The sequence below is a fragment of the Natronosalvus caseinilyticus genome (genome assembly GCF_017357105.1).
GTDB lineage: Archaea > Halobacteriota > Halobacteria > Halobacteriales > Natrialbaceae > Natronosalvus > Natronosalvus caseinilyticus.
The window spans coordinates 2,391,132-2,404,511 of record NZ_CP071596.1; the positions used below are offsets into that span (position 1 = coordinate 2,391,132).

Consider the following 13,380-nt stretch of genomic DNA (forward strand, 5'->3'; position numbering starts at 1 on the left):
GAAACCGGGTCGCCGACGGTTCGGTCAGCGATGTGCTCCAGGTGCGAGTTCAGAAGATGAACCGCGACTCGACGTCGGCGGAGATCTCCGCGAGATCGACCGCCGCCTCGGAGTACTGCAGCACCTTCTGCATGCTGCCGTCGATTTCGAACTCGCCCGCCATCAGCATGTTGATGACGTCGCCCTCGCCGCGAACAAGTTTCGCCCACTTTCCGTACTCGCCGATGAGCCGGAATCCGTACTCGCGGTCGTCGATGTCCAGAAGCGTATCAATTCCGTTGCACTTGCCGTCGTAGAGGTCGAGGTACGCGTAGATGGTCCCGTCGTCGGCCATGTTCTCTTCGAGCTGGGTGATCAGATCGGTGACGATCTCTGGCAGTGCGGCCCGAAGCTCCGGCCACGTTCGTTCGGAGAGCTGTTTCATCGTCATTTCTTCGACCTCGGCGCTGAGACGCTCGTCGAATGATCCGCTCCTGGACTCGACGCTCTCGCGGACCTCCGCCGGTGCATCGTCGAGGATTGCCTCGAGTTGATCGTCCGAAAGCGTCGCGAACTCCTCCTCGGTCGCCTCGACGAGTTCCGACGGCAGCTCCGCGACCGTGGTGGACTCGATCGGCACGTCTTCGATCTGAAAGACGAACGTTCCGTCGAAATCGACGCCCCAGCCGGCCGAGTGGTCCGCGTACGCATCGCTGTCGTTGATGGCCGCGCGGTACTGCTCGAGCCACGGCTCGGTCGGGAAGTACTGTTCGATCGGTCGGTGTTTTTGTGTGCTCATGGTGGTTTCCGGGTCACAGCGACCCGATGTACAGCCATGCTCATTGTGAACGATTGTTGTGATTTCCCCGCTCATCCGAGGGAGTTTATCAGCAGTACAGGAGAAAATCTCAAGCTTGATCCCAAAATAAATCCGACACAATCCATTAAGTGGCAGTGTCTAGTTAGGCCAGTTCGAGGAACGAGAAGGTCGTCGAGCTAGTTCGGGAAATGTTCGCAGACTTGCTTAGCGAGTCCTAAAACAGTCGGGAGAACGTCAGAGAGTGTCTTAAACATCTCGTACACTACTACAACACACAGCGACCGCATCAGTCACTCAGCGGACAGATGCCAGCGGAGGTGCTAAACTAGACAGTATCCTTTCTTGGTTCTATCGATGAACCATAGCTTCAAGCATGACAGGTTAGAACGAGCTAATAATGGACGAACCGACTGTCTTCGAACATGTCGTTGACGACCTGTACGAGCGCGATTATCAGCCACTCGTCCACATTCCTGGATCTCACCAGGAGACCTACGCAGGGGTCCTCGAGAAATGTGAACCGCACACGATCACGATCGGTGGCCGCTATCCGGACGTTATCGGGTTCACTAACGCTGATCGGGTTTTCGCAATCGAGGTCAAGGGCTCGACCAACATACTGCGAGGGATTGGCCAGGCGCTTACCTACCAGCAGGGCTCTCACGTCTCGTATCTGGCTGCCGCTTCGGATGCTGTTGATCCACACACAGATATGCTGCGCTCGAAAGGTGTAGGCGTGATCAGCACCACAAATGACGGTACCACACACTGGGCAAGTCCACCGGCCAGCGAAGCGCACGAACAAGTCGTCGACATCGAAGGCCAACTCTCTGTTCGTCTTCGCCGGAGCGATATTTCGGGCGACATCGCAATGTTGTCACTCGCCCAGCCACTGAACTACCTCGCTCCTGTCGTTGCGATCTCCAATAATGGACTGCTCGCAGATGACGAACTCGTTACTGTGTTCGAAGAGGAATATGGATTTGGAGCCGGTAAGTCAGCCCTCTCTGGAGCTTCATCTCTTGGGCTGGTCGAACTGAAAAGCGCTGGCCGCTACAGGTTGACTGATCAAGGTAACCTCGCTGTAGCGGTGCTCCAGGGACATCGAATCACTGATCTAGCTGATCTCGAAAGCGTTAAAAACTCAGTACGTGGCTCAACCGTCGTCGATAGCCAGCGGCCACTCGCAATCCTTTTGCGAAACTGTTTCGAACGCCATCCCGAGTTTCGGCTTCTCCTCGATGCGCTGCGGAAGGAGGGGCCTCGAGTTTACTTCCCGGATCTACTTCAGCGATTGGTCCACGAGTATCCAAACGTCTTCCTTAGCACGTTCTGTACCCGGAGTGGTCGGACACGTGCTCGAGAACTTATCGAGGCTGGTCGTACTGAGCGGATTTATACTGATGAAAGCGTGTGGAAAGATATTGTCCGGTCGAACGTGTTGTTCAACTTTGTCCAGCAGCTCAAGCACATTGGTGTTCTGTCGCCAGAGACTCGGAGCCATAGCGGTGCGATGAGTGCGTACGATCCCGAGGAGAAGCCGTGGGTTCTAGCTGTAGAGTAAGTGGTTGATTGCGTTTCAACGGCGGATATGGTGGTCAGGAGCTCTACAACAGATCACGACAGACGCTCAGAGCCGTTGGTTGTACCATCTGAGTCGCTCTCCGATCATCAATCTTCCCTACGGAGTGACCGTCTGGCATATTGGAACATGATTAAAAGGGAATTGGATAAATCCGCTGGTGATTAGGTTCAGACGGTCCTTCATCTCACCACCGATGTCGTCTAGTCACTATTCTCGTGTGATTGCCCTCTTCGTGGATTAAAACCAGTAATAGACGTATGATGGTGACCCTTTTTTCCGAGTGTAAATTGCCGTCTATTGCACTGAAAGGCTTCAGAAACCGATTTCCAAAATCGGATATTGGAAGACCTGCCGCTACATTAGTTCACGAATTGACTCTGCGAACTCTGCTGACTGAGTCATATTACGCATATTGACTTCGAGTGACCGCCCGCCACCGCTTGCAACTCGAACATTTCCGAGTCCAACCAGTGATTCGGTCAATGACTTCCGTTCTTGGACGCCACGAACCTTGTTGAGAGGGACTTCTTGCCGAATTAGAGAGAGGAACCGGAACTCTTTGATAACTCGATTTGATGTCACATAGTACGTTGTAAGGGTATTCGTCCAGTAGACGTACAACCCGGTCGAAAAGAAATAGAGACCAATAAGCAACATTGCGGTCGGGTACACGTAGGGTACCATCGTAAAGAAGAGGAGGTAGGCTGTGACCAGGAGTACAGGTATCCCAATGCCGAGTTTTGCGGCCGCCACACGTTGTGTCGGGTGACGGATTTCGATTATTTCCTCATCATCTCGAAGTCTGGGAGACGACGGTGTCGCGATATAATGGACGTATAGACCAACGAAAACGATGAATAGCCCGAAGAAGAGGGGAGGTAGCCCGAGTTCGGACGTAGCGTCAGCGGCAATGATGAACAGGTACACTCCAATAAGAACAAATGGTAATCCGAGGATTGTACTCCAAACTGCGGGACGTCCTCGCGTCATCTCTATTTACCCCTCAGTAGCTGAATAGTGATTCCACCGACCGATAGCACGAAACCGCTGACGGTCAAAAAGAACGGGTCTGTGAGAAACTCGTAGGACTCATCGGCATCATTTGAGAAGAATCCTCGAGATGCCTGTGGGTCTTTCGGGAGGTCGTCATCTGATTGGTTTGTGTCCGCTGATGCTTCTGTCTCGTTTTGGCTACTCACAGTCTCATTGGAGTCTGTATTTGACTCCGTAGCCGATTCTTCAGTTTCATCGGATTCGTTGGTCTTTGCCCCTTCATCTGTTCCTTCGGTGGTCTCGTTGGGCTCTTCGGTTTCTTCAGCGGCCTCGTCACCTTTTTCGTCTGTTCCTTCACTAGTGTCCTCTTCTTCTGTTTCAGACTCATCTTCTGTATCCTCCGGTTCATCGGAGTCTGCTGGAGAAGTCTCGAATGCCTCTAATCCATGTTCGTTGAACACAAACGTTGCGTCCGTATCCTCCGTAACCGTTATCTCCTCCTGAAATTCAGCAGTCGGGAATCGGTCATCGTTTTCGGGAGGAATCATACTCAGAGTGACACGGCCTGTCAACTCAACACCAGTAAAATCAGCGCCTGTAATGACTAACATCCCATCCTCGTTTGTCGTTAGCCTATGTTTTCCCGAACCGTAGCCTTCATGTCCATATCCGGGCTGGGCGTCGGCTAAGGGTTCTCTATCTGAATCTACAGCACGAACGTTGACCAAATGTGCTTTAGGGAGGATAATTTCACCGATGTCTTCCGTGCCTGAACCAACGGAGAAACTGCCGATTCGGTAAATGTGGGGTGCTTCGTTTCTCCTTGGTTCGTGCAACTGCCATCTATCCCTATCATTCTTGAACGCTTGATAGTATCCAAGAGTATAACGGCTATTTCCCTCAACTGATTTCTCAAAATAGCCCTCAGAATCACTATGGGCATATCCCTCCCCACCGACACTTATCATGTCTTCTTTAGCGGGACTCCCATCGTGTTTGAGTATTCTCCCCTTCAATATGGCTTCATCCGAAGCTTGTACTGTAGAGGTGAAGGATGCAGTTGCTGTAAGGGCTGTTAAGGACCCCATTGACGCTATGAAATGCCGCCGACTCCCGTCCATCGATATTCCGGTATACTTCTCAATCCAAATGTTATGTAATTTCTGGCTATTTGTAGTATCATGATAACACGATTGTTTCTCTGGATCCGTCCTTAATAGAGTTCGTTCTGGACTTTAGCACCTTCACCACGTGTGGAAGAAGTTCATGTATCGAGTAGACCCTTGAGAAAATAGAAACGAGTGAGTCTGGGCTGACTCAACGCTGACATTGATTCTTTATAAAGAGGGCGACCAGACCAACCGCGAATCGTATAAGAGTCTGTGAAAAATGGTTATTACTCTGATTATAGTACAGTGCTTTCATGAATCGACGGGATTTCATCGGCACAGGACTTGCAATGATGGGGGCAGCCGTGATCGCAGGATGCACTGACGACGCAGCACAGGACAACAAAGACAATCAATCAGGCGGCGCGTTTCCTTCGTACGACATCCCACGATATAGTGACTGGATTCCAGAGGAGAGTCACAATTCAGAGGCAACTGGAGTGTATTTCACCCACGTCGATTGGGAGTCACTGGACGGGCTTGAGAGTGAGAGTGAAGACGAGGTCGAAGACGATGAGGCGGCTGATGTCATCAGACAAATTCCGATCCTCGGCCTTCCATTGTACGGCGCACTCATCAGCCCACTCACCCTCTTCGGGATCGCGTTCTACCCTTTCGCGGGAGACCTCCTCACAGAGGATGGCGAATCTGCAGAAGGCATCAAGACCACGACATTGACCTGGGTCGATGACCTTCTCATCTTCCACGGAGAGTACGATATTGACACGTTCGATGCTCAATACACAGATGGGTTCACCAATACGGAAGCTCAGGCGGGGTTCACCATCTACGTCGGTAACGAAGCGGCTACCGAGGGGCTAGCGTACGCCCTCTCTGAAGAGGCACTGATCGTTGGGATGACTCCCGGGGAAACGGAGGAGTACGAATCAGAGCAACTCATTACCGACGCACTCACTCGATACACGAAAGAGAACGACCGAGTAGTAGACACTGAGGATGGACAGTGGCTCTTTGAGACAACAGGGCAGGCGCAGATGGCGTTCGGCAGCTGGGAGACAGAGGACTTAATGGCGGCGTTGGACACGGGAAGCGCAGAAAATGGCTCCATGCATGCGGGCGATGGGACTTCTGAGACGGAGCTTGACGACGAGGCCAATCCCGTCTTTGACTGCGTTGAGAGCGTTGTCAACACGATCTCCTACTCCGTCGATAACGGGGAGATGACGGATATTGAGGCTCGATTCGCCGGCATCTATCCCGAGGGCAGTGTTCCCTCTGAGGAAGAGGTTCGGGAACACCTCATCGGCGAAGCAGACGTTCCACACGAGATCATCATTGATGAGACTCACGTCCACGCAACCGCGACGTTCGAGGATGAGCCCGGCGCCCTCGCTTAAGAAGCCATAATCTCTGTCTCTACTCTTGGCCATGTTCAGATTTGTAAACTCGAGGTCAGAGCCGCCAGTTTCAGAGCGCCGGTATGGTCCGATTTCAGAGCTTGCAAGAAACGTCGATCTCTTCGTGAGTGAGAGTCTGCAGAACCCTACAGTAGCTTTCGAACTTTCGTCTGACCATATCATGATATCACGGAAAACAGATACAATTAATGATATGATTTGAGTGATGGACTCGGTTTTCGAGCCTGCGTTGAACACGCTGGCGACCTCGGTCCAGCAAATGTTCGGCTCAGCATCGTGCCGAGACTACGTTACCGAACACGATCTCGAGGCTGGCCCCAGGACACCGCAGTGCATCTCGATCGATGCGTTTGATGATCTCGCACCTGAGTTACGCGAGCAAGACATCATGATACTCCGGCTGGGATCAGCTCCAGATGGTCACGCCCCGGAGTCAGCCTCGGCGACGTCGACCCAGAGGTGGACGGTATACTCCGTATCGTTCATCGATGGCTCCGCAGGGACTTCATCGGGAAAGAGCAACCAGACAACACGAATATCTTCACCACTCATCGTCGGCTGAAGCTCATAAGGCTGGTGCCAGGAGTCATTGTGGGCCAGTTCCTGATGGTGTCTGGAGAGTTCACGCTGCTCGGTGACGATCGTCTCGTTCTCCTGGGTTTCCACGCGTTGTTCGACGACGACCACGGTGTACTCGACCGTGCGGTGTTCGTGATTATTCACCCCGAAGACGAGGTTGCCTGATTCCCCCTCGACGAGTTCCGTGGGATAGTCATCCGCAATGAGTTCGCCGTCGTCGTCTTCGGTCAGGAGGTAAATCGCCGAGAAGCGCTCGCCATCCGGGGGGACGAGGACGGCGTAGCCAACCGAGCCGACCGCGAGGGCGATCGAAAGCACGAGGAGGACGTTCAACGCACCGTCAAGGCGCGTCTCGGGTTCGAGTAGCTCGGCGCGTCCTGCCTGGTACCACGCTCGGTACGGGACGGTAAAGCGCTCCTCGGCGGGGAGTTGCCAGCGACGAACGGCACCGACGCCCGTCGAGACGAGGACGAACCCGGTGACGGCGACCATGATCGGTGCTAGCCGGATCCCCCAAGGGGTGAAGTTCAAGATCAGGCCGATCAGGGGAACGACAGCGATGCTGAGCCCAAACGAGAGAGCGACCCGTTCGATCCCGTCAATTCCGTCACGGACGGTGTCGACGACACCCGGTGACGAATTCCCGGGTTCGGCCTCGCTCGAGGGGGCGACATCGGAGTCGGAGTCGGTGCCAACGTCAGAATCAATCGGTGACTTGCCGGCTTCCGGAAAGAGCGCGGCGATAAACACATAACCGGGGACGAACAGGACGAACGCCAATCCGAGCGGGACGCGAAGCGGCGTCTCGCGTACACCCGGTGTGAAGACGGCGATGTTGACCAACACGGTCACGACGAGCATGGCCGCGAGATCGGCTGGGAGCCGTCGAATCTGCTTGGGGAGGAGCAACCAGAGCGACCGTCGTGCGTCCATTCATCCAGTAGTGAGCAACTCGTGGATAAAAGTCGGTCGATCCGACAGTACGAGGCGGCTGAGAGTGCGCTACCTTTAGGTACTCAAAGCAATCACTTCGACGTAATGGCGACCCAGCGACGGATGCGCTTCGTCCACGGACAACTGGCCTGGATGGTAGCCACGGCACTGGTGCTGGTGTTGTTGGGCTCGCTCTCCTATGAGCTGTTTTTCGTCTGTTCGCTGATCGGCTTGCTGATCGTCACCGAACTCACCGCGCCGTTTCACGTGACGCCGACGTGGCGGCGACGACTCCTGTGGCTCATCCTCGTCGGCCTCGTTGGCTTTGGCTACGTCGTTATTCGCCGGATCCTCGAGATTCTACCCCCGGAGGTGCTCCCGTGGTGAGGCTGTGGTCGTGGCTTCGCACCCCGGATGGGATCGACTGGCCACGAGCCCTGTTGGTGGCACTCAGCCTGACGGTCCTCCTCGCCCTAGGGGTCGTCACGTCGACGTCGGCGGCGGCGTTCGGCCTCTATAACCCGGCCTGGGACGGAACGAGTGAGTTTCGAGCCCACGTCGCGGCTGACGACACCGTCGAGCACAACCTCGTTCGCGATACCCAGGCGTACACCGAGCGTGAGGCGAACGACACCGTAGCCTTCGTGATCGCGCCCGACGAACCGTATTCGAGTGAGGACGCCACCCGGGTGCGAACGTTCGTCGAGAACGGCGGGACGCTCGTCGTCTTCGAGAACTTCGGTGAGCCAGGGAACGCCCTGCTCAACGATGTCGGGGCCGAGGCGCGGGTTGATGGGCGCTTGCTCCGGGATGAACGCTACCACTACCGGGGGCCACCGATGCCGATCGCCACCGAGGTCGCGAATCACACCGTCACCCGGGGCGTCGATCAGTTGACGCTCAACTACGCGACGGCGATTGACCCCGGCAATGCGACCGTCCTGGTCACGACGAGCAACTACACCTATCTCGGGGACGAAGAGACCGACCTCGAGGAGGTCGAGGACCTCCAGGCGTACCCCGTCGCCACCACCGAGAACGTCAGTAACGGGAGCGTGGTCGTCGTTGGCGATCCGAGCCTGACGATCAACACCATGTTCGATCAGCCCGACAACGCCGCGTTTCTCACCAACCTCTACGCTGGCCACGACCGCGTGCTCTTCGATATCTCCCATGCCGGCAATCTCCCGCCGCTGACGGCTGCGATGGTGTCCGTCCGTGCATCCCCGCTCGCCCAACTCGGCGCCGGGCTCGTTGGGATCGGCCTCGTCGCCGCCCTCGTACGCAGCGATCGCTCGACGCTCAAGCGCGTCCTCGCTCGGCGTCGCGGCCAGCGCACCGCTGCTACCGCCAAAGCGCTCGAGCGCTCGCCGGAAGCGCTCAGCGAGGACGAGTGGGCAGAACGTCTGCGCCACCGCCACCCCGAATGGGATGACGACCGCATTCGACGGGTCGCGACAGCGGTTTCGCGGACAACACACGACCACTCGGACGAACCGTGACTAACCGCCCACCCCTTGACCTGAACGCGATACCCATGCCATACCCGATCGCAAGTCCGTCGAGCCGTATCGGCAGTGGTTGGCTCCCCGCGTTGATACTGCGATGTGGAAGCCGATACGTACAACTACCCGAAGCTATTTCTCCTCAACACGAACCCGGCACGTCTACGGACGATCACCGGCGTGCGCCCCACGGAGTCACGACGAATGAGCGATCCCAATCGACGACCCGAACCGAGTACCGACCCTGCCGAGCCAGCCGCGCTCTATGAGGCGCTGTCAACCGAGATGCAACACGTTCTCGTCGGCAACGACGAGACCGTCGAACACCTCACCATCGCCCTGTTGATCCGCGGGCATGTCCTGCTCGAGGGCGTTCCCGGTGTGGCGAAAACGACGCTCGCGAACCTCTTTGCGCGCGTGAGTGGCCTCGATCACCGGCGTATCCAGATGACCCCCGACATCCTCCCGGCCGACATCACGGGTACCCACGTCTATCACGAGACCACCGGGACGTTCGAGCTGCAACGCGGCCCCGTCTTCGCCAACATCGTCATCGCCGACGAGATCAATCGCGCCACGCCAAAAACCCAGAGTGCGCTGCTCGAGGCGATGCAAGAACGTCAGGTCACCATCGAAGGTGAGACGCTCGAGTTGCCGACGCCGTTTCTTGTCGTCGCAACACAGAATCCCATCGAGATGGAGGGTGTCTTCGAACTCCCCGAGGCACAGCGCGATCGCTTTCAGTTCAAACTCACCGTCGACATCCCCGACCGGGCGAGCGAGCGCGAGCTCATCGATCGCTTCGATGCGGATCCGACGCTTGGCCCGGATCACGTCGAACAGGTCATCGATCCCGCCGCCATCGACGCCGCCCGAGCGACCGTCGCCGACGTCCACGTCGCCCCCGCAGTCAAAGGGTACATCCTCGATCTCGTCGCCGCCTCGCGCGATCACCCCGACGTGACCTACGGGGCCTCCCCGCGAGCGACGCTCGCGTTCCTCGATGGGGCCAAAGCCCGGGCGGCAATTCACGGTCGCGAGTACGTCATCCCTGATGACGTCAAGGCGCTCGCCGAACCGATTCTGGTCCATCGTCTCGTCCTCGGGACCGACGCCGAGCTCAGTAGCGTCAACACCACCGACGTCATTGCAGAACTCCTCGAGGAGGTCGAGCCGCCAGGTGCGGAGGCACTCGACGCTCCAGCGGCCTCGAGTACAGACTCAGAGTGAGTCTGATAGACTGACTGGGGTCGTGCTCACAACGTGAAACGGTCTGTGCGTCGCCTGTACTGGTCGTTGTGAGTATTGCTCTACTCAGTGAAGAACCACAGCGCCGTGAGCGACGGCCTCGTCCCCCGTTCACTCGGTATCGGAGTCCCACCGGCAGGTGACGAGCCAGTCGGCCCGGTCATCGCCTGGGGCGACCTCGAGGGTTACCGGGTGGTCGAGGCCCGTCGCCAGGCCCACCGCGAGAAACGACGCGATCGGATGATCGAACCGGTCGACGTCACCGAAGGCGCTCTCGGTGATAGCGAAGGTTGCCCGCCCGCGGTCGGCATCAACGTCCACCTCGGCGTGACGGGCGAGTTCGAGGTGTTCACAGAGCCCATCGGTCAACTGGGTTGTAAGCGGCGTCGGTGTGGCTGCGAGGTCGCCACTGAGTGCGCGCTCGAATTCGTCGAACAGGCGCTGGCCGGTCGCCTCCAGGAGCAACCCCCGGGGGTCGTCGAGAAGAAACGGACCTTGATCGGCGTCGCCCGGGAGGTCGGCCAGGACGTCATCGGGCGAGTGGGGAACGAACAGCCGAACCGACCCGGTCGTGGGGACGTAGCGGCGTGTCTCGGACAAACCAAGCGCCTCAACGAGGGCGGCGCCGTTTGCCGCCCCCGCCGCGTAGACGCGTTCCCCGACGTCAGCGGCGACGACGTGTGCCGGGGTCAGGAAGTACGTGAGTATCCCACCGAAAAAACCCGTCGCCCCGAGGACGAAGAGGACCTCACGCCCATCGGGGAAGACGAGCCCGCCGAGGACGGCCACGAGGCCAATCGCGGCGAGCCCCAGCGCCGTTTGTCGATAGCGCGACTGGCGCGCCCGAGCGTACTCCGTTCGCAGACGGCGGTTTTCCTCAGCCAACACCTCGAGTTGGGCGCGACGGTCCAGGTGGTCGGCAGCCTCCTCGTCAGCGGGCCCCTCGTCGGCCTCTTCAGCAGTCGTGGATTCGGGATCGGAATTGGACATACTCATCTCATGTCTCCGCGGGTGTCTCATCGGTCGTTTCGGCAACGGGGTCCGTGACAAGACCCAGGCGGACCAGTTCAACGCGGTGCAGGCCATACGCGAGGACCCCAGCGGCCACCACCAGACCCAGCGCGGCCAGCCAGAACGGCTGTGTACGTACAAGCACGGCGGTGAGCCCACCGAGGACGGTCACGCCGACGAGGGCCGTCACCGCAAATCGCAGCGGGTAGCGCTCGCCCGTCGCCGCGGCGACCACCAGCGTGAGCAAACCGGCCTCGAGGAGGACGATCGAGAGCGGGGACAGGCCGTCCGGGAAGAGTACTACTAACACGACGTGGCCGATCGCGATCGCGTAGGGCGTCCCGAGGAGATACCAGCCGACGGCCGTCACTCCTCCTCCGACGGCCCCGAGGGGGCCGGCCACGACGCCCATCGCGACCGTGATGACCACGAGGGCGAGGCCTGCTAGCCGCCCACCCGGTCGGTCGGGGTTGGGTACTCGAGGCGGACGCGTCTCACTTGTGTCCCCGTCCGTGACCGTCCCCGATTGGCTGCTCATGGCGTCCCTCCTGCCGGTTCGCGTCGGCGGCGACCGGCCTCGAGCACCGTCGTAAGTCGGTCTTCGGGGCCGACCTCGAGGGCGGTCACTCGATCCATACGCGCCAACTCACGGCGCAGGGTTTCGAATTCGAGGTAGCGCTCGTAGGCGGCCTCGAGATCGCCTAACCCACCCGGCTCGTAGAGCACAGTCGGGGCGAGCAAGACTGTCACGAACGCGCCACGATCGCGGGCGAACGCCACGGCATCTCGCAGGTCTGCCGGCGAGCTATCGTCGGTACACAGGACCACCCAGGCGGGGGAGGTATCGGTCAGCATCGTCCGAAGTGTGCGTGCTAGCGGCGATGACACGGCCTGCCCGGTTTTCGGGCGCCCCGCAATAAACGGACGTAACTGCGTCGCAAACGGACTCGAATCGCCCTCGAGGGCGGTGCGAGCCTGGCGGCGAACACCGGCTGTGGAGCCAGCCGACCGCTGGCTCCGGGTCGACCCTGATGTCGGCTCGAGCGTGAGGAGGCGGCGGCGAATCCGTCGGTGCGTCGTCGAAGCTGCCGCAATATCGAGGCGGTGTGTGAGCCCCGAATCGCCGACGGTGACGAGTCCGATCGGATCGCCGAGTCGCCAGGACCGAGCGGCAAGCGCGAGCGTAACCTCGCGCAGGTAGGCGAGTTTCGTTTCGCCGCGTGGGCCCGTGCCGAGAGGGGCACGGTGATCGACGACGAACAGCGTTCGCCGATCGGTCTCGACGTTGTACTCCCGGACGTGGGGGCTGCCCAATCGGGCCGTTGCCTTCCAGTCGATGTGGTCGGCGGTGTCTCCCGGAGCGTACTGGCGGATCTCCACCGGCTCGAGGCCCGACCCACGGCGCTCCGAGATGTGTTCCCCGTAGGCCAATCCAACCGCATCGCCCCCCGACCCGAGGTGAATCGTCCGAGGGGTGGGTGGGTCGACGGTGACCGCGGCCTCCGCGCCGGTCGAGAGCGTCTCGCGAAACCAGCCGTCGGTTGCGGTGAGCGTCGGCGCCTCGAAGCGGTAGTGGCCAGCAACAGGCCACTCGACGGTTGTCGTCGTCGACGCCGCTGCGGACCCCGGCTCGAGCGACAGCGCCATTGGTTCGTCGACCCTCGCCGCCGCCGGCACCTCACCGCGAATGGCGAGCGCGAGCTCTGCGGGTACCTCGAGGGCCGCCGTGAGGGTAACCGGCGTCGACTCGCCGGTCCGGACGGTCGTCTGGACAGGCTGTTGGTCGACCGACAGGCTCCGCGTAGTCCGTTCGAGACTGCGGGTAAAGACGGCCTGGCGGGCGAGAAGCCACGCAGCGATCAGCACCGCTCCGGCGAGGACGAGCGGGGCGGCGACGAGGACCGCATACCCGGCCAGGACGACGACAAGACCGCCGACGCCCCAGGCCCGGCGCGTGGGCTGCATACTCTCGGTGCCCGTCCGGACGGTATTTAAGGTACTGATTGTAGCCTGAGAAGTCGGCTAGCTGACGCCGAGGCCAATCGATCACCAGCGAAACCGCTCGCAAAACGCCGGCGATCTCGAATCGGACGCCCCATCGTGGCCGTCTGTGACGGTGACGTGCTGGCGATCCATCAACGAAGTAAACCCTTTTTACTCGCTGGCCACCAACGGATGG

At 59.1% G+C, this 13,380-nt stretch carries 12 protein-coding genes and 1 pseudogene; 6 read left to right on the top strand and 7 right to left on the bottom strand.

What is annotated here, in order from left to right; all coding sequences use genetic code 11:
* Nucleotides 1-49 precede the first annotated feature (49 nt).
* Nucleotides 50-778, bottom strand: coding sequence for an SCP2 sterol-binding domain-containing protein (locus J1N60_RS11490; RefSeq protein ID WP_312907553.1), 729 nt, complete (start codon nt 776-778; stop codon nt 50-52).
* Between the two features lie 242 nt (nt 779-1,020).
* Here J1N60_RS11490 and J1N60_RS11495 point away from each other — a divergent pair.
* Together J1N60_RS11495 and J1N60_RS11500 are read left to right on the top strand one after the other, a co-directional pair.
* Nucleotides 1,021-1,128: pseudogene (locus tag J1N60_RS11495) on the top strand (integrase core domain-containing protein); the annotation flags it as partial.
* A gap of 68 nt (nt 1,129-1,196) precedes the next feature.
* Nucleotides 1,197-2,363, top strand: coding sequence for a hypothetical protein (locus tag J1N60_RS11500; protein ID WP_312907554.1), 1,167 nt, complete (start codon nt 1,197-1,199; stop codon nt 2,361-2,363).
* A 375-nt stretch (nt 2,364-2,738) separates the two neighbouring features.
* Here J1N60_RS11500 and J1N60_RS11505 read toward each other — a convergent pair whose 3' ends face one another.
* Nucleotides 2,739-3,374 carry a PH domain-containing protein gene (locus J1N60_RS11505; RefSeq protein ID WP_312907555.1) on the bottom strand — a complete coding sequence of 212 codons (636 nt, stop codon included), beginning with the start codon at nt 3,372-3,374 and terminating at the stop codon, nt 2,739-2,741.
* A gap of 2 nt (nt 3,375-3,376) precedes the next feature.
* Nucleotides 3,377-4,465, bottom strand: coding sequence for a hypothetical protein (locus tag J1N60_RS11510; protein WP_312907556.1), 1,089 nt, complete (start codon nt 4,463-4,465; stop codon nt 3,377-3,379).
* Between the two features lie 335 nt (nt 4,466-4,800).
* On the opposite strand from J1N60_RS11510, the gene J1N60_RS11515 reads away from it, so the two are divergent.
* On the top strand, nt 4,801-5,904 hold the full coding sequence (locus J1N60_RS11515) for a hypothetical protein (protein ID WP_312907558.1): 1,104 nt from the start codon (nt 4,801-4,803) through the stop codon (nt 5,902-5,904).
* Nucleotides 5,905-6,345: 441 nt separating this feature from the next.
* Here the strand turns inward: J1N60_RS11515 and J1N60_RS11520 are convergent, their stop codons facing one another.
* Nucleotides 6,346-7,437 carry a DUF1616 domain-containing protein gene (locus J1N60_RS11520; RefSeq protein WP_312907560.1) on the bottom strand — a complete coding sequence of 364 codons (1,092 nt, stop codon included), beginning with the start codon at nt 7,435-7,437 and terminating at the stop codon, nt 6,346-6,348.
* A gap of 123 nt (nt 7,438-7,560) precedes the next feature.
* Between J1N60_RS11520 and J1N60_RS11525 the strand changes: the two genes are divergently transcribed.
* The 3 genes from J1N60_RS11525 (at nt 7,561) to J1N60_RS11535 (ending at nt 10,172) form a co-directional block, all read left to right on the top strand.
* Nucleotides 7,561-7,824 carry a DUF8044 family membrane protein gene (locus J1N60_RS11525; RefSeq protein WP_312912579.1) on the top strand — a complete coding sequence of 88 codons (264 nt, stop codon included), beginning with the start codon at nt 7,561-7,563 and terminating at the stop codon, nt 7,822-7,824.
* A gap of 56 nt (nt 7,825-7,880) precedes the next feature.
* Nucleotides 7,881-8,939: a DUF4350 domain-containing protein gene (locus tag J1N60_RS11530; RefSeq protein ID WP_312907562.1), complete on the top strand. Its 1,059-nt coding sequence runs from the start codon at nt 7,881-7,883 to the stop codon at nt 8,937-8,939.
* Between the two features lie 207 nt (nt 8,940-9,146).
* A complete protein-coding gene (locus tag J1N60_RS11535) occupies nt 9,147-10,172 on the top strand; it encodes an AAA family ATPase (RefSeq protein ID WP_312907564.1) in 1,026 nt (341 codons plus the stop codon).
* Nucleotides 10,173-10,301: 129 nt separating this feature from the next.
* Here the strand turns inward: J1N60_RS11535 and J1N60_RS11540 are convergent, their stop codons facing one another.
* The 3 genes from J1N60_RS11540 to J1N60_RS11550 are packed head-to-tail and all read right to left on the bottom strand — an operon-like array spanning nt 10,302 to nt 13,166.
* A complete protein-coding gene (locus tag J1N60_RS11540; RefSeq protein WP_312907566.1) occupies nt 10,302-11,186 on the bottom strand; it encodes a DUF7982 domain-containing protein in 885 nt (294 codons plus the stop codon).
* 1 nt (nt 11,187) lies between these two features.
* Nucleotides 11,188-11,739, bottom strand: coding sequence for a DUF8163 family membrane protein (locus J1N60_RS11545; RefSeq protein ID WP_312907568.1), 552 nt, complete (start codon nt 11,737-11,739; stop codon nt 11,188-11,190).
* Nucleotides 11,736-13,166: a DUF58 domain-containing protein gene (locus J1N60_RS11550; RefSeq protein WP_312907570.1), complete on the bottom strand. Its 1,431-nt coding sequence runs from the start codon at nt 13,164-13,166 to the stop codon at nt 11,736-11,738. Before J1N60_RS11550 ends, J1N60_RS11545 begins: the two co-directional genes overlap by 4 nt.
* Nucleotides 13,167-13,380 lie beyond the last annotated feature (214 nt).

Excerpts from the sequence above, each read along its gene's own strand:
- J1N60_RS11545 (WP_312907568.1), bottom strand. The coding sequence starts at position 11,739 with ATGAGCAGCCAATCGGGGACGGTCACGGACGGGGACACAAGTGAGACG.
- J1N60_RS11525 (WP_312912579.1), top strand. The coding sequence starts at position 7,561 with ATGCGCTTCGTCCACGGACAACTGGCCTGGATGGTAGCCACGGCACTG.
- J1N60_RS11505 (WP_312907555.1), bottom strand. The coding sequence starts at position 3,374 with ATGACGCGAGGACGTCCCGCAGTTTGGAGTACAATCCTCGGATTACCA.
- J1N60_RS11540 (WP_312907566.1), bottom strand. The coding sequence starts at position 11,186 with ATGAGTATGTCCAATTCCGATCCCGAATCCACGACTGCTGAAGAGGCC.
- J1N60_RS11490 (WP_312907553.1), bottom strand. The coding sequence starts at position 778 with ATGAGCACACAAAAACACCGACCGATCGAACAGTACTTCCCGACCGAG.
- J1N60_RS11515 (WP_312907558.1), top strand. The coding sequence starts at position 4,801 with ATGAATCGACGGGATTTCATCGGCACAGGACTTGCAATGATGGGGGCA.
- J1N60_RS11500 (WP_312907554.1), top strand. The coding sequence starts at position 1,197 with ATGGACGAACCGACTGTCTTCGAACATGTCGTTGACGACCTGTACGAG.
- J1N60_RS11550 (WP_312907570.1), bottom strand. The coding sequence starts at position 13,166 with ATGCAGCCCACGCGCCGGGCCTGGGGCGTCGGCGGTCTTGTCGTCGTC.
- J1N60_RS11520 (WP_312907560.1), bottom strand. The coding sequence starts at position 7,437 with ATGGACGCACGACGGTCGCTCTGGTTGCTCCTCCCCAAGCAGATTCGA.
- J1N60_RS11535 (WP_312907564.1), top strand. The coding sequence starts at position 9,147 with ATGAGCGATCCCAATCGACGACCCGAACCGAGTACCGACCCTGCCGAG.
- J1N60_RS11510 (WP_312907556.1), bottom strand. The coding sequence starts at position 4,465 with ATGGGGTCCTTAACAGCCCTTACAGCAACTGCATCCTTCACCTCTACA.